19 protein-coding genes and 1 pseudogene are annotated in these 21,631 nt (G+C 70.2%); 16 read left to right on the top strand and 4 right to left on the bottom strand.

All coding sequences use genetic code 11. From position 1 onward, the window contains the following. Nucleotides 1–381 precede the first annotated feature (381 nt). Together AC3EO4_RS51155 and AC3EO4_RS51150 are read right to left on the bottom strand one after the other, a co-directional pair. The gene (locus tag AC3EO4_RS51155) at nucleotides 382–936 is read right to left on the bottom strand and encodes a GNAT family N-acetyltransferase (protein WP_379574442.1); all 555 of its coding nucleotides are present in this window, start codon (nucleotides 934–936) and stop codon (nucleotides 382–384) included. Between the two features lie 42 nt (nucleotides 937–978). Next, nucleotides 979–1,746 (bottom strand): sirohydrochlorin chelatase, encoded by a 768-nt coding sequence (locus AC3EO4_RS51150; protein ID WP_379574443.1) that lies wholly within the window; start codon nucleotides 1,744–1,746, stop codon nucleotides 979–981. 172 nt (nucleotides 1,747–1,918) lie between these two features. Here AC3EO4_RS51150 and AC3EO4_RS51145 point away from each other — a divergent pair, with 172 nt between their 5' ends. From AC3EO4_RS51145 to rbsD, 7 genes are all read left to right on the top strand, one after another. Further along, nucleotides 1,919–3,208: an MFS transporter gene (locus tag AC3EO4_RS51145; protein WP_431903335.1), complete on the top strand. Its 1,290-nt coding sequence runs from the start codon at nucleotides 1,919–1,921 to the stop codon at nucleotides 3,206–3,208. A 95-nt stretch (nucleotides 3,209–3,303) separates the two neighbouring features. Next, nucleotides 3,304–4,302, top strand: a complete 999-nt coding sequence (locus AC3EO4_RS51140; protein WP_379574445.1) for a LacI family DNA-binding transcriptional regulator — start codon at nucleotides 3,304–3,306, stop codon at nucleotides 4,300–4,302. A gap of 194 nt (nucleotides 4,303–4,496) precedes the next feature. Next, nucleotides 4,497–5,999 (top strand): sugar ABC transporter ATP-binding protein, encoded by a 1,503-nt coding sequence (locus tag AC3EO4_RS51135; RefSeq protein WP_431903333.1) that lies wholly within the window; start codon nucleotides 4,497–4,499, stop codon nucleotides 5,997–5,999. Then, nucleotides 5,989–6,930, top strand: coding sequence for an ABC transporter permease (locus AC3EO4_RS51130; protein WP_379574447.1), 942 nt, complete (start codon nucleotides 5,989–5,991; stop codon nucleotides 6,928–6,930). The genes AC3EO4_RS51135 and AC3EO4_RS51130 overlap by 11 nt, the downstream gene beginning before the upstream one ends. A gap of 15 nt (nucleotides 6,931–6,945) precedes the next feature. After that, on the top strand, nucleotides 6,946–7,896 hold the full coding sequence (locus AC3EO4_RS51125; RefSeq protein WP_379574449.1) for a substrate-binding domain-containing protein: 951 nt from the start codon (nucleotides 6,946–6,948) through the stop codon (nucleotides 7,894–7,896). 2 nt (nucleotides 7,897–7,898) lie between these two features. Continuing rightward, entirely contained in the window at nucleotides 7,899–8,936 is a 1,038-nt protein-coding gene (locus AC3EO4_RS51120) for a ribokinase (RefSeq protein WP_431903330.1), read from the top strand. Next, nucleotides 8,933–9,322, top strand: a complete 390-nt coding sequence (gene rbsD, locus AC3EO4_RS51115; protein WP_379574451.1) for a D-ribose pyranase — start codon at nucleotides 8,933–8,935, stop codon at nucleotides 9,320–9,322. The genes AC3EO4_RS51120 and rbsD overlap by 4 nt, the downstream gene beginning before the upstream one ends. Here rbsD and AC3EO4_RS51110 read toward each other — a convergent pair. Next, complete coding sequence (locus tag AC3EO4_RS51110; protein ID WP_431903328.1) at nucleotides 9,313–9,456, bottom strand: hypothetical protein; 144 nt, start codon at nucleotides 9,454–9,456, stop codon at nucleotides 9,313–9,315. The genes rbsD and AC3EO4_RS51110 overlap by 10 nt on opposite strands. 53 nt (nucleotides 9,457–9,509) lie before the next feature. Next, nucleotides 9,510–10,793: an MFS transporter gene (locus AC3EO4_RS51105; RefSeq protein ID WP_379574452.1), complete on the bottom strand. Its 1,284-nt coding sequence runs from the start codon at nucleotides 10,791–10,793 to the stop codon at nucleotides 9,510–9,512. A gap of 95 nt (nucleotides 10,794–10,888) precedes the next feature. Here AC3EO4_RS51105 and AC3EO4_RS51100 point away from each other — a divergent pair, with 95 nt between their 5' ends. From AC3EO4_RS51100 to AC3EO4_RS51060, 9 genes and pseudogenes are all read left to right on the top strand, one after another. Continuing rightward, nucleotides 10,889–11,575, top strand: coding sequence for a GntR family transcriptional regulator (locus AC3EO4_RS51100; RefSeq protein WP_431903326.1), 687 nt, complete (start codon nucleotides 10,889–10,891; stop codon nucleotides 11,573–11,575). A 72-nt stretch (nucleotides 11,576–11,647) separates the two neighbouring features. Continuing rightward, entirely contained in the window at nucleotides 11,648–12,604 is a 957-nt protein-coding gene (locus AC3EO4_RS51095) for a hypothetical protein (protein WP_431903324.1), read from the top strand. Between the two features lie 4 nt (nucleotides 12,605–12,608). Beyond that, nucleotides 12,609–13,598, top strand: a complete 990-nt coding sequence (locus AC3EO4_RS51090; RefSeq protein WP_431903322.1) for a WD40 repeat domain-containing protein — start codon at nucleotides 12,609–12,611, stop codon at nucleotides 13,596–13,598. A 62-nt stretch (nucleotides 13,599–13,660) separates the two neighbouring features. Further along, nucleotides 13,661–14,200, top strand: coding sequence for an RNA 2'-phosphotransferase (locus AC3EO4_RS51085; RefSeq protein WP_379574456.1), 540 nt, complete (start codon nucleotides 13,661–13,663; stop codon nucleotides 14,198–14,200). Further along, nucleotides 14,163–14,354, top strand: a pseudogene (locus AC3EO4_RS51080) (hypothetical protein); the annotation flags it as partial. The gene AC3EO4_RS51085 and the pseudogene AC3EO4_RS51080, both read left to right, overlap by 38 nt. A 178-nt stretch (nucleotides 14,355–14,532) precedes the next feature. Next, on the top strand, nucleotides 14,533–14,679 hold the full coding sequence (locus AC3EO4_RS51075) for an SDR family oxidoreductase (protein ID WP_379574457.1): 147 nt from the start codon (nucleotides 14,533–14,535) through the stop codon (nucleotides 14,677–14,679). Between the two features lie 197 nt (nucleotides 14,680–14,876). Then, on the top strand, nucleotides 14,877–15,176 hold the full coding sequence (locus tag AC3EO4_RS51070; RefSeq protein WP_379574458.1) for a trypco2 family protein: 300 nt from the start codon (nucleotides 14,877–14,879) through the stop codon (nucleotides 15,174–15,176). A 15-nt stretch (nucleotides 15,177–15,191) separates the two neighbouring features. Beyond that, nucleotides 15,192–20,432, top strand: coding sequence for a trypsin-like peptidase domain-containing protein (locus tag AC3EO4_RS51065; RefSeq protein WP_431903320.1), 5,241 nt, complete (start codon nucleotides 15,192–15,194; stop codon nucleotides 20,430–20,432). Between the two features lie 261 nt (nucleotides 20,433–20,693). Further along, nucleotides 20,694–21,074 carry a hypothetical protein gene (locus tag AC3EO4_RS51060; protein WP_431903318.1) on the top strand — a complete coding sequence of 127 codons (381 nt, stop codon included), beginning with the start codon at nucleotides 20,694–20,696 and terminating at the stop codon, nucleotides 21,072–21,074. Nucleotides 21,075–21,631: the final 557 nt, after the last annotated feature.

Raw genomic sequence — 21,631 nt, 5'->3', positions numbered from 1 at the left:
CGGTTTCTCCTTTAGTGGGCTCGGTGTGAGCTCGTTTGAGCTACGAGTGATTTCTAGCCGAACCGACTTACATGTCCCTTTCATGCCAATAGCGGAATGTATGAACGATTTGCCGGAATCCCGTAGTCGTCGGGGCAATCCGTGTCCCGCCACGGGGTCGTCGGCGTCTGGACAGGCCGCGATTCGCCCGTACGAACCGTTCGTGAGCAGTCCTGCGATACGCCGTGTCGGTGCCCCTGAAAGGTGTATGGGGGCCTTCGATCACCGCACCGTGCTGAGGGGCGGCTTGTCGGCGTGCCAGGGGAAGGCGCAGGTCCGCTGCCGTACGGAGGCGGACCTGAGGGAAGACGGCGCGGACGGCGCCCGGCTACGCGGGCCGGGTCAGAGGGCGCGGTCGGCGGGCCATTCGTCGGAGAGGGCGGAGTGGACGATGGAGTCGCGCCAGCCGTCCGGAGTCGACACGTGGTGGCGGATGCGGCCCTCCTCGACCATCCCTGCCACGAGCATGGCCAGTTGGGCGGCGGTGTTGGCGGGGGAGCGGGCGCCCCAGAGCCGGTGCAGCCCCAGCTCCTTGAATCCGAAGGTCAGCACCAGCCTGAACAGGTCGGTGCCGATGCCGCGCCCCCACAGGTCGGGCCTGAGACCGAGGCCGATCTCGGCGCTGTGCGGATGGTCGGCCTCGATGTGCAGACGGGCCACGCCGATCACGTGGCCCTCGGTCTCGGTGACGGCCAGCACGTACAGCCGGCGGGGGTCGGCCTGGGCCGCCGCGACCGCCTCGTCGACGATGTCGACGACCTCCGCGCGGGTCCGCGGGTCGAACGGCAGGTGCTGGGTCGCGGCGGGATCCCCGTAGACCGCGTGCAACGCGTCGACGTCCACGGCCGAGACCTCGCGCAGCCCCAGCCGCTTGCCGGTGACGTGGACGCTGCGCATGCGCAGACGGTAACCCTTATAGGACGATCTTCACAAGTGTTGTCAAGTCGCCAGTTGACTGCCGTAAGCGCGCGCGACAAGTTCGGCCACGGCGCCGTGGGCTCCCAGGGGGTCGGCGTAGCCGGCGTCGACGGTCGCGGCGGCCGACTCCAGGGCGGAGGCGCCGGTCTCGTGGCCGATCAGGCAGGGCGAGATGGCCAGACGGGCGGCGCCGGCGGCGCGCAGGCGTTCGGCGGCGACGGCTACGCCCGGGTCGCTGTCGAGCGAGGCGGCCACGACGGGCAGCGTGAGGCGGGAGGCCAGCAGGACGGCGGTGGCCTGCGCGGCGTGTACGGCATGCTCTCCGCCCACGGTGCCGAGGATGACGGCGTCGACGGGGCTGGAGACGCTGAGCAGCCGCATGCGGTCGGCCCTGGCGAGCTCCTTCTCGGCGAGCTTGATGTGCAGGGCCTCGGCCAGCAGCGGGTGGGGGCCGAGAGCGTCGGTGACGGTGGCGTCGCCGCCGGTCGCGGCGATGGTCTTGGTGATCTCTTCGGTGACGCGGGGGTCGGACCAGAGCGTCAGGGGGACCACGATCGCGCCGCGATCCTGGGGGAGCTGGTCTGCCAGGTCATGCAGCGTGGCCAGCCGCACCTCGATGTGCGGGTTGTCGACCCGGACCAGCGCGGCGATCTCCGCGGCCAGGTCGCCGGCGTCGCCGGGATTGACGAGCACGAGGACGGGGGCGTCCGGTGGCAGGGACGTGGGAACGGGCCGGCGGTGGCGACCGCCGCCGGGCCGGGGGGAACGTTCACGTACAGGCAGGCTCACGGCGCGGAGTTTATGGCTATTTGGAAAGCCGCGTGCTCGAAAACGGCGGCGATTGCATTACAACCTCACCAGTCTCACCAGGCAGTCCTGTGACCGAGATCACATCGTGATGTCACATCGTAATAGTAGAAGCGAGTTCTAGAGCGACCTTCCGCCACCTGGAGGTTGGGGTATGAAACCGTTCTACGTCCGCGAGCTCACCGTCTACCCCGTCGGCGCACGCCGCATCAGGTTGCTGGCGGTCGCCGTCCTGGCGAGCCTGGTGGCCAACTTCGAGATCACCCTCGCCACGATCCTTCCCCTCCTGCGCGCGGACCTCGGCATGTCCCTGCAGGTCTACGGCCTGATCGCGGCGCTGTCCGTGCTGGTCGGCGGGCTTTCGGCGGGAATCGGCGGCGTCCTGTCCGATCGGTGGGGCAGGGTGACGCTGCTGGTGCCGACCCTCACCGTCACGGCGGCGTGCAACTTCCTGCTGGCCACCGTCGACACCGTCGGCGGGCTGTTCTTCGTGCGCTGCCTGATGCTGTTCATCGAAGGCGCGGCCATCACGATCACCGCCAGCCTGGTGCGCGACTTCTCGCCGCGGATGGGCAGGGCGCAGGCCTTCGGGTTCTGGACGTGGGGTCCGGTCGGCGCCTCCTTCCTGGCCTCGGCGATCGCCAGTGTGACGCTGCCGATCTTCGACAACGCCTGGCAGTCGCAGGCCGTCATCATGGGCGGGGTCTCGCTGCTGCTGTGCGCGATCATCATCTGGCAGATCGCCGAGCCTTCGGCCGCGCTGAGGGCGCAGGTGCTGACCGCCGAGTCCGAGGTGGCGGCGGAGGAGAAGGTCGACCCTGGCAAGGTGCGCGAACTGCTCAGGCACCCCCACCTGTGGGCGCACGTGTTCGGCAACACCGGCTGGCAGATCCTCTACTGGACCTTCGCGATCTTCGGGCAGACCATCATGGTCGACGCGTTCGGGATGACCGCCGCGCAGGCCAACGGCGTGGTCGCGCTCGGCATCGTGCTCAACGCCGTGGCGGTGATCGCCGTGGGCCGCCTGTCCGACCGGCTCCAGCTGCGCAAGCCGTTCACCCTGGTCGGGACGGTGCTGACGATCGCCGCTCTCGGCACGTTCGTCGCGCTCATCGGCCAGGGCGCCTCCGGCGCCGTGGTCACCGCCGTCTACGCGGCGCTGTTCCTGGTGCTCGGCGTCGCCTACGTGCCGTGGATGGCCAACTTCTCCGAGGACGCGGAGGACGTCGAGCCGCGCCTGCAGGGCGCCGCGCTCGGCATCTGGGGCATGGTGGTCCGCGTCATGATCGTGGTCCTGCTGCTGGTGTCGCCCCAGGTGGTCGCCGTGGGCGGATGGGGCGCGTGGCTGCTGGTCGCGCTCGCGGGCCAGGTCGTCTTCCTGGTGTCCATGCTCGCTTTCCGCGGCCGCTGGAGTACGGCCAAAGCCGCCTCCGCATCAGCCTAAATATTCGGACAAATGTGACGCGGGTCACAAACTTTGCCGTTTACTTCCATGTAATCGATTACCTAAGGTGATGTAATCGATTTCATGGAGGACGCATGGCACGCATCAAGGACGTGGCCGCACATGCGGGCGTCTCGGTCGCCACGGTGTCCCGCGTGCTGAACGACAACCCGTCGGTCACCGCGGAGACCCGCGACCGCGTCTACGCCGCCATGTCCGCGCTGCGTTACGTGCCCAACGCCGTCGCCCGCTCGCTGCGCACCGAGGCCACCAGGACGTTCGGCCTCATCATCGGTGACATCCTCAACCCGTTCTTCACCCAGCTGGCCAGGGGGGTTGAGGACGAGGCCAGGCGCGCGGGCTACACCGTCATCATCGGCAACGCCGACGAGCGGGCCGAGGAGCAGGACCACTACGTGCGCACGCTCGTCGGGCAGCGCGTCGACGGCCTGCTCATCTGCCCCACCGCCGAGGTCACCCCGCTCGTGCAGGAGCTCGTCTCCACCGGCAGGCCGCTGGTCTTCCTCGACCGCACGATCAGCGGCCTCGACGTGCCGTACGTGCGCGCCGACGGAGCGAAGGCGATCGCCGAGCTGGTGGCGCACCTCAAAGCGATGGGCCACCGCAGGATCGCCTTCGCCTCGGGCCCCGCGACCCTCTCCACGGGCCGCGAGCGGACCGACGCGTTCGCCGCCGCGATGACCGAGGCCGGGCTCGAGGTCAGGCCGGAGTACATGGCCGCGGGCGACTTCCGCGAAGGCAGCGGCAGGGCGATCACCGCTCACCTGCTCGACCTGGCCGAACCCCCAGAAGTGATCTTCTTCGGCGACAACCTGATGACACTGGGCGGCCTCGACGAGATCAGATCCAGAGGCCTGCGCGTCCCCGACGACGTGGCCGTCGCCTCCTTCGACGACGTGACGTGGTTCGTCCACGTCGACCCGCCGATCACCGCGATCGCCCAGCCGACCGCCGAGCTGGGCCGCCGGGCCGTACGGCTGTTGCTCGACCGCATCGAGGGAAGGACGGGGGAGTCGGTCGCGCTCCCCGCCGAGCTGGTCATCCGCAGGTCCTGCGAGAGGAAGGGGGCCTGAGTTGACGTCCTCCCCACCCGATCCCGGGCAGACCGGCGTGGCTGTCGCCCGCCCGAACACCAGAACCACACCAAGAGAGGGGTCGCTGTGAGGCGGAACAGGAAAGGTCACCGCACCGCTCGGGCCTGGACGGCCCTGTCGCGATCCCGATCCCACCCAGGGGCCGAAGCCCGGCCTCTCCTCAGGAGTCACCGATGAACCAGGAGATCCTCAGGGTCGAGGGCCTGCGCAAACGGTTCCCCGGCGTCCTCGCGCTCGACGGGGTGGACCTGGAGCTGCGCACCGGCGAGGTCCACGTGCTGCTCGGCGAGAACGGCGCCGGCAAGAGCACCCTGATCAAGATGCTCTCCGGCGCGTACCACCCGGACGAGGGGCGCATCGTGCTCGACGGGCGGCCGGTGGAGATCCGCACCGCGGGCGACGCCCAGCGGCTCGGCATCGCGACGATCTACCAGGAGTTCAACCTGGTCCCCGACCTGACCGTCGGCGAGAACCTCTCGCTGGGCCGCCCGCCGCGCAGGTTCGGCTTCGTCGACGTCAATGCGATGCACAGGAAGGCCAAGGAGCTCCTCGACCGGGTCGGCCTCGACGTCGACCCCCGCACCAGGATCGGCTCGCTCGGCATCGCCCGCATGCAGATGGTGGAGATCGCGAAGGCGCTGGCGCTGGACGCGCGCGTGCTCATCATGGACGAGCCGACGGCCGTGCTGACCACCAGCGAGGTCGAGAAGCTGTTCGCCATCGTCAGGCAGCTGCGCGACCAGGGTGTGGCCGTCGTGTTCATCACCCACCACCTGGAGGAGATCGCCCAGATCGGCGACACGGTGACGGTTCTGCGCGACGGCCGGTCGGTGGCCGAGGTGCCCGCGAACACGCCCGAGAACGAACTGGTCAGGCTCATGGTGGGCCGGCCGATCGACCAGCAGTACCCGCGCGCGGCAGAGGAGCCGGGGCAGGCGCTGCTCAAGGTGGAAGGGCTGACCAGGCGCGGCGCGTTCGAGGACGTCTCCTTCGAGGTGCGGGCGGGCGAGGTCGTCGGGCTCGCGGGCCTGGTCGGCGCGGGCCGTACCGAGGTCGCCAGAGCGATCTTCGGAGCGGACCGCTACGACTCCGGCCAGGTCGAGGTCGACGGCAGGCGGCTGCGGCCAGGCGACATCGACGGGGCGATGGCGGCGGGCCTCGGCCTGGTGCCGGAGGACCGCAAGGGCCAGGGGCTGCTGCTCGGCGCGGACATCGCCGAGAACCTCGGCCTGGTCACGCTCGGCAGGGCCACCCACGCCGGCTTCGTCGACCGCGCGGGACAGCGCACGGCGGCGGCCAAGGTCGCGGGACAGCTCGGCGTCCGGATGAGCGGTCTGGGCCAGGAGGTCCGCACGCTCTCCGGCGGCAACCAGCAGAAGGTCGTCATCGGCAAGTGGCTGCTGGCCGACGTCAGCGTGCTGATCCTCGACGAGCCCACCCGCGGCATCGACGTGGGCGCCAAGGTCGAGATCTACCAACTGATCAATTCACTCACCGCCTCGGGCCACGCCGTCCTCATGATCTCCAGCGATCTTCCCGAGGTGATCGGCATGAGCGACAGGGTGCTCGTCATGGCCAGAGGCAGACTCGTCGGCGAGCTCCCCGCCGACGAGGCGACACAGGACGCGGTGATGGCGCTGGCCGTCGCCGAGGTGGAGGGTACTCGTGTCCAGTAAGACGAGAGTCTGGCTCTCGGAGAACGGCGCGCTCGTCGCGCTCGTGGTCCTGGCCGTCGCGCTGTCGCTGCTGTCCAGCGACTTCCTCAGCGTGAGCAACCTGCTCAACGTGGGTGTGCAGGCGGCCGTCACCGCGATCCTCGCCTTCGGCGCCACTTTCGTGATCATCACGGGCGGCATCGACCTGTCGGTCGGCTCCGTGGCCGCGCTGTCGGCGATCACGCTGGCCTACCTGTCCACGACCTCGGGCCTGCCGTGGCCGCTGGCCACGCTGATCGCACTGGCCGTCGGCGTCGTGTGCGGCCTGGCCAACGCCGCGCTCATCGCGTACGGCAAGCTTCCCCCCTTCATCGCCACCCTGGCCATGCTCGGCATCGCCAGAGGCCTCGCGCTGGTCATCTCCCAGGGCAGCCCGATCGCCATGCCGGACGAGGTCTCCCACGTGGGCGACACGATCGCCGGATACCTGCCGGTGCCTGTCCTGGTGATGGTCGTCATGGGTGTCATCGCCGCGGTCATCCTCAACCGCACCTACGTGGGCCGCGCGATGTACGCCATCGGCGGCAACGAGGAGGCCGCCAGGCTGTCCGGCATCAAGGTCAACAGGATGAAGCTCGTCACCTACGCCCTGTCGGGCGGCTTCGCCGCCGTGGCGGGCATCGTCCTGGCCAGCCGTCTGGCCTCCGCCCAGCCGCAGGCCGCGGCCGGGTACGAACTCGACGCCATCGCCGCCGTCGTCATCGGCGGGGCGAGCCTGTCCGGCGGCAAGGGCCGCGCCTTCGGCACCTTCGTCGGCGCGCTCATCCTCGCCGTCCTGCGCAACGGCCTCAATCTTCTGTCCGTCTCCGCCTTCTGGCAGCAGGTCGTGATCGGTGTGGTGATCGCGCTCGCGGTCCTCGTCGACACCCTGCGCCGCAGATCAGCCAACTGAGGGGAAGCAACCATCATGAAACTCGGCATCATCGCGGCAGGCGCCGCGCTCGCACTCGGTCTCGCCGCCTGCGGTTCCGGCGGTTCGGGCGGCTCCGGCGGAACCACCGCCCCCGGCGCCGCGGGCGACGTCAAGATCGGCATGTCGGTCTCGACGCTGAACAACCCCTACTTCGTCCAGCTGCGCGCAGGCGCGGAGGAGGAGGCCAAGAAGCTCGGCGTCCCGCTGACGGTCACCGACGCCCAGAACGACGCCTCCCAGCAGGTGAACCAGGTCCAGAACTTCACCAGCCAGAACATGAAGGCGATCATCGTCAACCCGGTCGACTCCGACGCGGCCGCGCCCGCCGTCAAGGCGGCCGACCGCGTCAAGATCCCGGTGATCGCCGTCGACCGCGGCGTCAACGGCGCCGAGGTCGCGCAGACCGTCGCCTCCGACAACGTCGCGGGCGGCAAGCTGGCCGCGCAGGAACTGGCCAAGCAGATGGGCGAGAAGGGCAAGGTCGTGGTGCTCCAGGGCGTCCCCGGCACCTCCGCCTCGCGCGACAGGGGCCAGGGCTTCAGCGAGGGCATCAAGGCCTTCCCGAACATCCAGGTGGTGGCGCAGCAGCCGGCGGACTTCGACCGCACCAAGGGCTTGGACGTCATGACCAACCTCCTGCAGTCGAACCCCGACATCAGCGGTGTCTTCGCTGAGAACGACGAGATGGCGCTCGGCGCGATCAAGGCCCTGGGCGCGAAGGCCGGCAAGGAGGTCAAGGTCGTCGGCTTCGACGGCACCCCCGACGGGCTGAAGGCCATCCAGGCCGGCACGCTCGCCGCGAGCATCGCCCAGCAGCCCAAGCTGCTCGGCCAGCAGGCCGTCGACAACGCGGTCAAGGTCGCCAAGGGCGAGAGCATCCAGAAGGTCGTGGCGGTGCCGGTGAAGGTCGCGACCAAGGAGAACATCGCCGAGTTCACGGGCTGACCGTGGACGTGGTGGTCGTGGGGTCGGTCAACGCCGATCTGGTGGTCCGGGTGGCGCGGCGCCCCGCGCCCGGGGAGACCGTGATGGGCTCCGACCTGGACATCTTTCCCGGCGGCAAGGGCGCCAACCAGGCCGTCGCCGCCGCCAGGCTCGGCGCGCACGTGGCCCTGCTCGCCAGGACCGGGACCGACCAGTACGGCACGCGCCTGGCCGAAGGGCTCGCAGGCGAGGGCGTCGACACCGGGCACGTGCTGCCCACCGAGGGGGCCGGCGGCGTCGCGCTCATCACCGTCGACGCCGACGGCGACAACAGCATCATCGTCTCGCCGGGCGCCAACGCCCGCCTCAGCCCGGAGGACGTGGTCGGCGCCGCGCCGCTGCTGGAGGAGGCGTCGGTGGTCTCGCTGATGCTGGAGATCCCGCTCGACACCGTGACGGCGGCGGCCCGTGCCGCCCGGCGGGTGCTGCTCAACGCCTCGCCGCCGAGGGAGCTGCCGGCCGAGCTGCTGTCGCTCGCCGATCCGCTGGTGGTCAACGAGCACGAGGCGGCGTTCCTGCTCGGCGGCGCCTCCGCCGGCCGCGCCGCGGCTCACGACCCGACGAGTGACACCGCCGGCGACACGACCGGTGACACCGCCGGCGACCCGACGGGTGACACCGCCGGCGACCCGACTGGTGGCACCGCCGGCGACGCGGCCGGTGACGGGGACGGCGAGCGGGGGCGGGGCGCGGTTCGCGGCGCGGCCGGGATGGCGCGTGACCTGCTCGCCCTCGGGCCGAGGTCGGTGGTGGTGACACTGGGCGCGGACGGCGCCGTGGTGGCGGAGAAAGCGGGGGCCGCCGTCACCGCCGTGCCGAGCCCTGCCGTCGAGGCGGTCGACACCACGGGCGCGGGCGACGCGTTCACCGGTGCGCTCGCCTGGCGGCTGGCCCGCGGCGACGGCCTGCCCGAGGCGGCGGCCTTCGCCGCGAGGGTGGGCGCGGCCGCCGTGCGCCGCGAAGGCGCGCAGAGCTCGTACCCGCGGCTGGAGGAGTTGTGAAGCGCACGGGGATACTCAACGCCGCCCTGGCGGGGCGGCTGGCCGCGCTCGGTCACACCGACCAGGTGCTGGTCTGCGACAGCGGGATGCCGATCCCGCCCGGCGTCACGACCGTCGACCTGGCCTTCGTGCCGGGCGTGCCGTCCTTCGCCGAGGTGCTCGACGGGCTGCTGGCCGAACTCGTCGTCGAGGGCGCGGTGGCCGCAGGAGAGGTGGCCGAGGCCAACCCCTCCTGCGCGGCCTTGCTCGCCGACCGGCTGCCCGGCCTCGAGCACGTGCCGCACGAGGAGCTCAAACGCATGTCCAAGGAGGTGCGGCTGGTGGTGCGGACGGGGGAGGCCCGGCCGTACGCCAACGTCATCCTGCGCTGCGGCGTCTACTTCTGAGTCATCTCGAGGGGACGACGACCGACTGCGGGTCGCCGGGCGCGTACTCCACTGGTGCTCTCCAGCCCGCCGACCAGGCCGATCAGGATGGTCGACGCGACCACGGCGGCGTTGACGATCAGGACGATTCTCACGCGAGCCCCCTTGTGGGCGGCGGTGGCAGCCGCCGCCCACGCCCCTTTCGCGGCTATGCGATGGTTTCGGGAACGGGCCTGTCCACGTCCTCGCTCTTGGGCGCGATCGCGAGGCCGAAGGCGGTGATCGCCAGAGCGATCACCACATAGATCGACACGGCGGTGGTCGTCTTGTAGGTGGTGTAGAGGTGGAGGGCGATGATCGGCGCGATGCCGCCGCCCACGATGCCCGCCACCTGGTAGCCCATCGACGCGCCGCTGTAGCGCAGGCGGGTGCTGAACAGCTCGGCGATGAAGGAGGCCTGCGGGCCGTACATCGCCGCGTGGGTCACCAGGGCGACCACCGCGGCGACCACGATGAGCGGGAACGACCTGGTGTCGAGAAGAGGGAAGAAGACGAACACCCAGACGGCCGCGCCGATCGCGCCCGCCAGGTAGACGGCGCGCCTGCCGTACCGGTCGGACAGCGCGCCGAACAGCGGGATCAGCACCAGCTGGCAGGCCGAGCCGATGAGAACGGCGTTGAGGCCGACCGAGCGGTCCATGCCGAGCACGGTCGTGATGTAGAGCAGGATGTAGATGGTGAAGGTGTAGAAGGCGACGTCCACGCCGATGCGGGCGGTGAAGGCCGACAGCAGCGCGCGCGGGTGCGTGCGCAGCACCTCGATCAGCGGCATCTTGGCCTTCACGCCCTTCTGCTCGACCTCGGCGAACAGCGGCGATTCGGTGATCTTCACGCGGACCCAGAGGCCGACCAGGACCAGCACGCCCGACAGCAGGAACGGCACCCGCCAGCCCCACGACAGGAAGGCGGCCTCCGACATGGTGGCGTCCAGGATGCCGAGCAGGGCCGTGGCCAGGATGAAGCCCGCGGGCACGCCGACCTGCGGCCAGCTCGCGTTGAAGCCGCGCCGTCCCGGCTCGCCGTGCTCCATGGACATGATGACCGCACCACCCCACTCGCCGCCCAGGCCGAGTCCCTGGACGAACCGGAGCAGGCCGAGCAGGACAGGGGCGGCCGCGCCGATGGCGGCATAGGTGGGCAGCACGCCGATGAGGAACGTGGAGACGCCCATCACCAGCAGCGTGACCACGAGTACCGTCTTGCGGCCGACCCTGTCGCCGAAGTGGCCGAAGACGATGCCGCCGAGCGGGCGGGCCACGAAGGCGACCGCGTTGGTGACCAGGGCGAGCAGGGTGGCGTTGAGCGGGTCGAACGTCGGGAAGAACAACTTGCCGAACACCAGCGACGCCGCCGTGCTGTAGAGGAAGAAGTCGTACCACTCCAGCGACGTGCCGATCAGGCTGGCGAGGATCACTCGCCGCGTCTGGTGCATGTCATCGCTCCTAGGTGGGAAGGGGGGTGTTTCCTTGAATCTAAGGATCGTTGAACAATTCGACAAGAGTTTTGTTCGATGATTCGCTGTCACTTGTGGATGACGCGGTGGCGGCGCTTGAACACGAACGGGTCCGTCTGGGCCGCAGCAGCACGGCCGAAAGGGTGGCCGACATTCTGCGCGAGCACATCATCGAGGGACTGTTCGCGCCGGGGCAGCGGCTGTCGGAGGAGGCCATCGGCAGCGCCCTCGGCGTCTCCCGTAACACCCTGCGCGAGGCCTTCAGGCTCCTGGGCCACGAGCGGCTGCTCGAACACAAGCTCAACCGTGGCGTCTTCGTACGCGTCCTCTCGGCCGCCGACGTCGCCGACCTCTACGAGATGCGCAGGATCCTCGAAGGGGCCGCGGTACGGCGCGCCGCCTCCCTGGAGGCGCTCGCGCTGATCAAGGAGACGGTCGAGGAGGCCGAGCGGTTCGCCATGGCCGGCCGCTGGCAGGACGTCGGAACCGCCAACAGCCGCTTCCACCAGGCGCTGGTCGCGCTGCACCGCAGCCCTCGGCTGAACGAGGCGATGCGGCAGCTGCTGGCCGAGTTGCGCCTGGTCTTCCACGTCATGCACAACCCCCGGGTGCTGCACGAGCCGTTCGTCGAGCGCAACAGGCAGCTGCTGGAGCTGATGGCCGCGGGGCGGGCCGACGAGGCGGCCACCTTCCTCGAGATCTACCTCGACGACGCCGAACGGCTGCTCCTTCACGCCTACGAGCCGTCGCGCGCCGGCTGAGCCGTGTCCCACCTGTGACCAACCTCTCCACCCCGCCGGGAGTCCAACCCGGTGAGGAGAAGGAGAGGCACTGTGCGAAGGACACTTCTGGGAGCGGCGGTGGTCGCGGTCGCCGCGGCAGGCCTGCCCGCGCTCGCCCACGCCGACAGCGCGGGGGCGGCCAAGGTCGCGTGGGTGGGCGCCTGCGAGGCCGAGGACGAGATCAGCCGCGCCTGCGGCGCCTGGCGGTTAAGGCTCACCTCGGGGAGGGAGATCGCGGTCACGGATGCGGCCGCCACCTCGGTGGACGCCGACGGGCGCAGGACCGACGACACCGCCAGGTTCACCATCAGCGACGACGGCCGATGGATCGTCTACGAGCGGAGGACGGACCACCGCCTGGCCGTACGCAGGGCCGCGGGTGGCAGGGCCACCCTGCTGCCGAAGTCGCTGACCAGGCTCGGCACCGAGGACCTGTGGGTACGGCTGTCGCCCACGGGCGACAGGGTCCTGCTGGAGTACGACGACGACGAGAAGGAGCCCGGCAAGATCGTCACGGTGGCCACGGGGAAGATCGTGAAGCTGCCCGCGGGGGACGATCTCGAGGGCTTCAGCGGCGACGGCGACGAGGCGCTCGCCCTGCGCTACAACACCGACAACACCACGACGCTCGTCGCCCACGGGGTGGACGGCAGCGTGATCGCGCAGGTCCCGCCGCAGGTGGTGGCCAACGCGACCGTGCGGGCGCTGGCGGCCGACGGCCGTACGGTGGCGGCGTTCACGGGGGAGAAGCCCAAGCTGCGCCTGTACGACCTGGCGACCGACCGGCTGGCCGCGGCGGTCGATGTCCGGCTGGGGAAGGGCGAGACCGTCTACCACGCCCAGTGGAGCGGTGAGGACCGGCTGACGATCAAGACGCAGTCCGGCGGGGACGGCAAGCCGACGGTGGTACGGGTGCTCACCGTCGACACGGGCACGGGCGCGGTCAGGCCCGTCGACACGTTCAGGTTCACCGCCAGGCACCAGACCTGGCTGACGGCGGGAGAGTGACGAGATGAGACTCAGGATCCTGGCGGCGATCGCGGTCGCCATGGCGATGCTCGGAGCGCAGGGGGCGGCCGCGTACGCCGGCCCCGCCCACGGGCCCGGTCACGAGCATCACGGCGCCGGCAGGGGCGACGCCATCCGCTACGCCTCCGCCCAGGGCTGTCCGCAGAAGGACGGCAACGTCGTGCCCTGCGGCACCTGGCGGCTGGTCTCCCACAAGGGCGAGATCACGCTGCTGAAGGACGCCCAGCTGCGCGCGGTCGGCGCCGACGGCAAGCCCGTCGACTACGCGGTCGCCCCCATCACCGTCTCCGGCGACGGCACGAGGGTCGCCTACTACACGAAGGCGGGACGGCTGGTCGTGCGCACCATGAAGGGCGGCGTCAAGCCGCTGCCCGCGGACGCGCTGCCGGCGAAGACCAACCAGTACGACGTGACGTTGCAGCTGTCCGACGACGGTGCCAGGCTCGCCGTCATCGCCGACAGGGTGCGGCTGTTCGACACCGCGACGGGCGGCAGGCTCGGCACGCTGCCCAAGCACAGCACCTTCGTCGGCTTCAGCGGCGACGGGGAGAAGGTCCTGGCCAGCACCGAGGGTGCGGAGTCCGAGATCGAACTGCACGTCCTCGACCTGTCGGGCGCGCGGCTGCTGAGCGACACGCCGCCCCAACTGGTGGCCGCCAACGGCCCCTACGCGCTCAACGCCGACGGCAAGACGCTCGCGGTGCTGGTCGGGGGCACGAAGGTCACGCTCTACGACCTGACCGCCGGCCAGGTCCTCGGCGGGCACGCGATCAAGCTGCCCAAGGAGGGCACCGTCCACAAGGTCGACTGGACCGGCGACAACCAGGTGACCCTGCACGTCTCGCAGTACCCCGAGGGCAAGGCCACCAAAATGACCGTCCTGCAGCACGACGCGAGCTCGGGCGCGACCAAGGTGCGCGACTCCTACTCGCTGCTCAAGGACACGTTCGTCTTCGCCGCCTGCGGCGGATGAGCGCGCCACCGCCCGCCGTAACCCCTTTGCCGGGGACGGCGGGCGGTCGGCACAATGCCCGCATGACCGACAGGACCGTGCGGATCTCCAAATACCTCGCCAGGCACCTGCGCCACGACCCCGCGGCGATCGGCATCACGCTGGACGAGCAGGGCTGGGTACCGATCGACGAGCTGCTGACCGCCGCCGCCCTGCACGGCTTCCCCATCACCAGGGCCGAGCTCGACACGGCGGTGTCGGACAACGACAAACGGCGGTACGCGATCTCGGGCGACCGCATCAGGGCGAGCCAGGGACACTCGGTGCGCGTCGACCTCGGCCTGCCGCCGGTGGAACCGCCGCACGTGCTCTATCACGGGACGGTGAGCCGCAGCCTGGCCGCGATCCGGCGGTCGGGGCTGCTGCCCATGTCCAGGACGCACGTCCACCTGTCGGTCGACAGGGCCACGGCCGTACGGGTCGGCGCGCGTCGGGGGGTTCCCGTGGTGCTGGTGGTCGCGGCGGGGGAGATGCACGCGGCGGGACACACGTTCATGGTCAGTGCCAACGGGGTGTGGCTCACCGATGCCGTCCCTCCGGAGTTCCTGCTGTTCCCCGGCTGACGCCCCGCGCCGCGGTTCCGCCGCCCGGGGTGCCTTGATCATCCGTCGCGGCTTTCGGCATGCTCCGGTCATGGTCGATACGAAGCTCGCCGGCAGGGTCGTGCTGGTCGCCGGGGCCGACGGGGGAATCGGCGCGGCGATCGCCCGCGCCTTCGCGGCCGAAGGGGCGCGGGTGGCGGTGCACCACGCCGCCGACGCGCCCGCACCGCCTCCCGGAGTGGCGTGGGAGCACCGCGCCCCCTCGCCCGGTACGGCCGAGGCGCTGGCGGCCGAACTCGGCGACGCGATCACGGTGAGGGCGGATCTCGGCGAACCGGACACCGCGCGCCACGATGGTCGAGCACGCCCGCTCGATCGTCCCGCTGGGACGCGTCGGCGAGCCGGACGACATCGCCGGCGCCGTCGTCTTCCTGGCCTCGCACCAAGCCCGCTGGATCACCGGACAGGTCCTTCAGGTCGCCGGCGGCCACGCGCTGTGACTCCTCGCGATCGCCCACCCGGATTGCCGGAGTGTGACGGGCATGCCATCAAGAGCCGGCGCACGCACAGGCAATGATCGAATCACTGATCATCTGCATTTCTTGACCTTTATGATGTGACGCGCATAGCTCCGCCGCTTGAGGCGAGTGCGGCCATGGCGGCGAGCAACTGGTCATCAGAATGGGGATGCGCGTTGATGGAGATCGGGCTGGCGGACACCATCCAGGCACTTCGGCAGGAACTGATCACCGCCATGGCCGACGGCCAGGACCAGCCGGTCAGGTTCCACGTGGAGTCGGTCGACCTGGAGCTGCAAGTCGCGGTCACGGCGTCCGCGGAAGCCTCGGCCGGCATCAAGTTCTGGGTGCTATCGGCCAACGGCAAGGCTTCGGCGAGCACCACGTCCACCCACACGGTCTCCCTCCACCTCGCGGCCGAGACGGAAGGCGGAGGACGAGTCCTCACCAGCAGTCAGGGGCGTCCCGCACGCCGTTGAGAGGGGCCTGAAAAGGTGCGCCTCGACTATGGACGGGACTTCCTCGACCGGGTGGTGGAGGTCAAGGGCGAAGAGCCCGGCACGGCAGACGTCCTCTTCGTCGCCACCGGCTTCCTCCTGACCGGGCGGCTGGTCCTCACCGTGAAGCACGCGGTGGAGCAGGACGGCCGATACCTGATCCGGCCCCATCTGGGCGGCAAGGACTTCGCGGCGGCAAGGGTGGTCCACCATCCCCGGCTGGATCTCGCACTGCTGGTCCTGGACAGATCAGTCAGGGACCTGGAACCGGCCCCGCTCGGCACGCTGCCCAAGCGGACGGGCAGGGTTCTGTTCCGGGCCGTGGGCTTCCCGGAGTTCGCATTCGACAAGGAGACGGCCACTCCCGCGCCGGAGACCCAGGTCGAGGGGTACATCGCCACCGGTTCGCACACCGACGTCGATACGCTCGACCTGCTGGTGCCCGACCGTGATCCGGAAAAGATCCGCGGGTCCTCTCCGTGGGTCGGCGCCTCCGGCATGGCGATCATTGATCGTACCGGCCACCTCATCGGCGTCCAGACCCACCATCTCACGTCGGCGGGCTCCAACAACCTCACCGCCGTACGGCTCGACACGATGGCTGCCGACCCCGCCTTCCGAGCGTGCCTCCTGGACCACGACGTCACCGCCGAACCGCTCCCTGTACCGCTGTCCACCGGCGATGACGCGGCGCTGACACAGGTCACCCCACATGAGGCGCTGGTACGGGACCTGCGCGTGACCAGACGCCACCTGTTCCCCGAACACCTGCCGTTCGTCTCACCGGGCCCGGACGACGAAGCGGACCCTTCACGCATCTTCACCGCGCTCGCCGCCCCCGACTCGGCGGACGTGCTCCTGACCGGCTCGGCGGGTTCGGGCAAGACCCGTACCTGCATGCAGGTCGCCGCCCTGGCCGGGCTGACAGGGGAGTGGCAGGTCCTCCATGTCGCCGCAGCGCCCGACGTCACCAACGAACAGCTCACCAAGGCGGTGTCGCGCTGGGGCAGCAGGCGTGTTCTCCTCATCATCGACGGCCTGCACAACTGCACAGGCCTGGTGCTGGAGACACTACGAAGCGATCTCGACAGGACGGGCGTCCGGGTCTCCTGCCTCTCGACCGTGCGTAAGGGAAATTCCTACCCTCGCTCGGCGGACGAGTACGGCGACGAGAACTTCCATGTGGTGCCGCTGGCGGAAGGGCGGCACTCTGCCGCGGTGGCCAGGCGTATCTACGCGAACGTGGCACCCCACGCTCTGGAACGCTGGGGCGAGGACGAGATGGCCAGGATCTGTGGCGAGCGCCCCATCATCGCTCTGCTGATCTCCGCGGAGATCGAGCGGCGTCTGACCGCCGGCGAGGCCATTCCCGCCTTTGCCGGAGTGCGCACCGGAGACCTCACGAAGTGGCTGAGCACCGCGTTGTTCACCGAGGACGCGCTCGGACGCCACGGACACACGGACAAGGACTCGCTCATCCCCGGCGCCGAGAGCGCCAATCCGGTGTTGCTCGCGTCGGTGGCGGCGCTCGCCGCGTCTCCGCAGCCGGCGGCCGACGTCATCGCCGTCGTGAACGAGCTGGCCGAGACCGGAACACTCGGCAAGACCACCAGTCCGGGTCCTGACATCGTCCGCAACATGCGCAGGCTGGGCTGGATCCAGGAGTCGGGCCGGCACGAGCTCGAAGCGGTGCACGACTCCGTTGTCGAGGAACTGCTGATCGCCGCACTGCTGCCTCCCACCAGCGCTGAGCAGGCTCATGCCCTGTTCGGCGCGTACTTGGTCGGAGCCCGCTCAATCGATCGGCTCATCGGTCATCTGCGGCGCGCGGCCGGGAACGCCGACGACAGGAAGGCCCGCCGGCTGGAAGCCCTGTGCACGTCCTGGCTGCGCAGGCATGCGGAACGTCTTGCCGAGTTACTCGCGCCGCTCACGCCGGACTCGGTGGGGACACTGCTGAACCTGGTCACCGGCTCCCCCTGGCTCCCCGGCGCGGTCGAGAACTGGGATTTGCTGGTCGAGCCTTGGCTCCGCCGGGCCGAGGAGCGGAATCCCGTGTTGGCTCGCGCCCTCCTGGCGGGCGCCGTACGCCGCTCCGCCGGTCCGCTCCCGCCGCGCTTGACGGCCGCCGCCATGGCCGCACTGTTCGCCTCCCGCGAACCGCACGATCACCAGATCCTCGCCGCCCTGCTCTCCCGAGCGGACCTTCCCGCGCCGCAGGTGGAAGCGCTCTGCCGTAAGGCCTTGGCCGTGCTCGACGCGGGGGTGAGTCCGAGCGCGGCGCCCTTCCTGCTGCGCCACCTGCTGCGCCGTCACGACCTCGATCCCGAGGTGACGGCGGCGGTAACCGGTCATGCCCTGCGCTGGACGGAAGCCGCCGGTGAAACCCGGCAGGCCAGCTTCGTGCTGGCGCCCCTGCTGGCAGTGAAGGCATTACCCCTCGACAGCGAGTCCGCGACGGTACGCCACGCGCTGCGCTGGCTCGACCTGCACGGAACTCTCCCCGAGAGCCGATTCGTCATCCGCAGCCTGCCGAGAACAACCCGGCTGGCCTCCCAGCACGCCAGCCGCCTCGTCGACCATACGCTGGCCTGGGTCAGCGCCCACGGTGCCGAGGCGGACGCCCGATCGGTGGCGAAAAAGCTCATCAAACGCCCGAGCGACGACGATGCCCCCTGGGTCATCGACCGGGTTCTGGCGTGGCTGGGACGGCATAACGCCGGGCGCGAAGCCCAGTACATCCTGACGCGACTGGTCCAGAAGAAAGGCCTCACGGACGCCCAGGCCGACGAGACGGTGCAGCACGCGTTGATCTGGCTGGACCGGTACGCCGGCGACCAGGAGGCGCTGGGCGTCCTGCTGGGGATGGCAGGACAGGACGGTCTGCGCAGACGGGTGGTCAAGCGGGACCGGCTGACCTCGCAGCAGGCCACGCGATTCATCGGCCACGCGCTGTCATGGCTGCGGATCCACGGCCGCCAGCCGATGGCATCCACCCTTCTGCCTTCCCTGCTCGGCTACCGGCGCGCCTCGCCTGAGCAGAAACTCGATCTCGTCGCGCACGCGCTGGCCTGGCTGGACGCCAATGAGGTCACCAAGGATCCCAACGCCGTCGGCGTTCTGCAGGGCGTGCTCAACCGTGAGGCCTACCGAGCGGATCAGGAACAGCGTGCCATCGCCCATGCCTTCACCTGGATGGCGGCACAGTCCTCGGACACCGAGGCCGGCTTCATCCGCCTCCTGGTGAAACGACCGCTCAGTGCGGACCAGGCTCACCTGGTCATCGACCAGGCTCTGGATCTCCTGGAGTCACGCAGGACCGACGGCCTGTATTCCGATCTGCTCCGCGCGCTCCTCGGTAGGAGCGACCTCACGGCAGGCCAGTTCGCCCGGCTGATCGATCTCGCGCTGAGCTGGTTGTCGCGCAACGGCGTGTCCCACGACGGCAAGCCGCCGCACAACGACACCGATTTTCTGCTGCGCCGCCTGCTCGGACGTCCCGAACCGGACGGCCGCCAAGCCAGGAGCATCGTCGAGTACGCGCTCGCATGGCTCGCCACCGAGGCCGCGCGCAGCATCTACACCGGCCACGTCCTGCTGCCGCTCCTCGAGCGGTGCCACCTGACGGACGACCAGACCGCCGCCGTCGTGTCCGCCGCCCTCACGTGGCTCAGCTGGGACGCGCGCAGTCGGAACTCGCGGGCCGTCCTGCGCGCCCTGCTGGTCGTTCCGATGCTGGACGACGACAGGACAGCGCGTGTGCTGGCTCATGCTCTGGCCTGGCGGAGCCCTGAGGAGGCGCCACTCGTGCCCCTCGGAGGCGAGCACCTCGACGAGGAAGCCGAGCAGTCACCACCACTGCTCGCCGACAAGGCTCTGGCATGGCTTGAACGCAACGTCGGGCACCCGGACGCCTCGTCCGTGCTGCGGCAGTTGCTGCGGCACCCGGAGCTGGACGGCGCTCAAGGGGCCGTGGCCGTCGACCGTATCCTGGCTCTGCTCGATGACCCCGCCGCCGAGGCTCACACCGACGCGGTCCTCGGCTCCCTGCTACGCCGCCAGGATCTCCCTCTGGAGCAGGCGGCCGCCGCTCTCGGGCACGCGCTGCGCAGGCTCGGCCGGCCTTTCGCCGACATCGACGCCAGCCGCGTGCTGGGTCCGCTGCTCAAACGCGACGACCTGGACCCCGCGCAGTGGGCAGAAGTCGTCTCCCGAGCCCTGGACTGGCTGGCGATAGCCCAGGTCGAGGGCGACGTCAGTTTCGTGCTCCATCCGCTGTTGGAGAGCCCTGTCCTGTCGGCCGATCAGGCGAGCGCTGCCGTCTCCCACGCGCTGCGCTGGCTGGGCGAGGGGGGTTGGGCTCGCGCCCCGAAGGCCGGCTTCGTGCTCCATCCACTCCTCGACCGCCGCGATCTGGACACCGGCCAGGCTCGCCAGGCTGTCGATCACGCCATGACCTGGCTGGCCAAATGGCATCGCCTCGCGCGGGAGGAGCCCAACCCGGACGCCGAATACGTGTTGCGGCCCCTGCTGCGCAGGCCCGGACTTCCGGTCCCTCAGGCCGCGCTAGCGCTCAACTACGCGCTGGCCTGGCGTGACAAGAGGACCACTCGGCTCTCCCTTGCCGATCCTGGTGCAGAGGGTGCGGCCACCGCGCCGCCCCTGACGGACTTCGCCCTGGACTGGTCCGAAGCGCATTCCGGCGCGCCACAGGCATACCTGGTGCTGGAACCCCTGCTGATGAGCGTGCGGCTGAGGAAGACCGCCGCCGCGGAGCGCATCAGCTCCTGTGCGCTGGCCTGGCTGGAAGGGCATCACTCGATGCCGGAGGCGGGCCTCGTGCTTCGCGGCCTGCTGACGAAGGCGAAGCTCGACTACGAGCAGCGGACCGACGCGCTGGCCTACGCCTCGGACTGGCTCGCCCGCCACGGTATGGCCGTGCAGGCTGCTCCGGTCTGGCAGGGACTGGTGGGCCGTTCGGCGCAGGGAATCGACGACGCGCTCGCGTGGCTGGTGGCATTCGGTTCGGCAGAGGCGGCCGGCTACGTCCTGACCGCTTTGCTGGAGCGCGTGGATCTCACCGAGGAACAGTCGCTGCTCACCGACACCTACGCGGCGATCTGGCTGGGCATTCACCCTGACAGCCGGGGTGCATCCCCCATCCGTAAGGCTCTCCAACGACGGCCGGGCGCGCCGCTGTCAGGAAGGAGAGCGGGGATCGCCCAGGAGAACGGCTGAGCGGGCTCCTACGAAGCGCCACGGGCAGATGGTCGGCGACGTCGAGCGGAATGTCGCCGAGGGGGATGAGCGACGCGCCACGGCGCCGCTTGCGGCGTGTGCCTGGACCGGGAGATCCATGGCGCGGCCTGCGGGTTCGAGGGGAGCGCGGCAGGCCGAGCGCCTGCGGGTGGACACGGTTCGCGTCTCGGGTCCAACACTTTGCCTGATCGGGAAGCACATAACGGCTGTCCGGCGGGTACAGGCGGGTAAACGACCGACATGAAGCGCGACAAGCCGGGCAAAGAGGATGTTTCGCCCGCGCTGTGCGACTGGTGCGGCGCGGTGATCTCAGCGGGGGCAGAGCTGTACAGCATGGCGCTCGACTCCTCCGTGATCCACGCCAGCAATCCCAGGTTCGACGGCAGACGTTTCCTGACCGCCTGTACCCATGAGCACCTGGCCGCCCTCGACGAGCACTACCGCCGCAGACCCTTCGTCGACGAAGAGCTGTGGGCGGGGAAGATCGCCAGAGTGATGGACAGCACGACCGAGCCGCTGACCCTCGCGGATCTGGTCGACGCCACCGGCTTGAGCCGGGAGCAGGTCGAGCGATCCATGGCATGGCTCGAAGCCCAGATCCATCGGCTGCGCCATCGATGACGCCCCGCCTGCCGCCGCGGCAGGCAGGTCACCACCGCACCGGCACTTCGGTCAGTTCGCCGCTCAGGACGTTGTTCCCTCAGCTCCTCCACCCCCGCAGTCGCCGTAGCGGGAAAACGGGCAGTGAGCTGGGAGAAGAGCACCTGCAGCTCGATCCGCGCCAGGGCGCTCCGATGCAGTGGCGCGGGCCGTGGCCGAATGTGCGGCGCGGTGCGGTCCGGGCCGGGCCCTCGGACACCGTCGCGTCGTGGCTGGCCGCGCCGGTGTTCAGGAGCACCGGTTCTCCCGCGCGTACGCGTACGCCTTCGATGTCGAGGTCGGTGCGGGCGTAGCGGGGGATGCCGCCGCCCTGGCCGGGCGCGCAGGATCTCCTCCACGGCTGGGTCGATGAGGGAGGGGTCGGCGACGAGCGCCTGCCGTCGGTTGGGGTCGGCAGGCAGCCACAGCGCCCATCCGCGACCTCGTCCACGGCCTCACGGCGGCCTCCCGCGAGGTCGCCGAGCGCAACCTGGCCGGACGCATCCCGCCGGGCCCATGGCGTTCGTGGGCGTCGCGCC

It is taken from the genome of Nonomuraea sp. bgisy101, from assembly GCF_057708945.1.
Note: the sequence above shows the minus strand (reverse complement) of the source record. Positions and strands in the feature narration are given on the sequence as shown.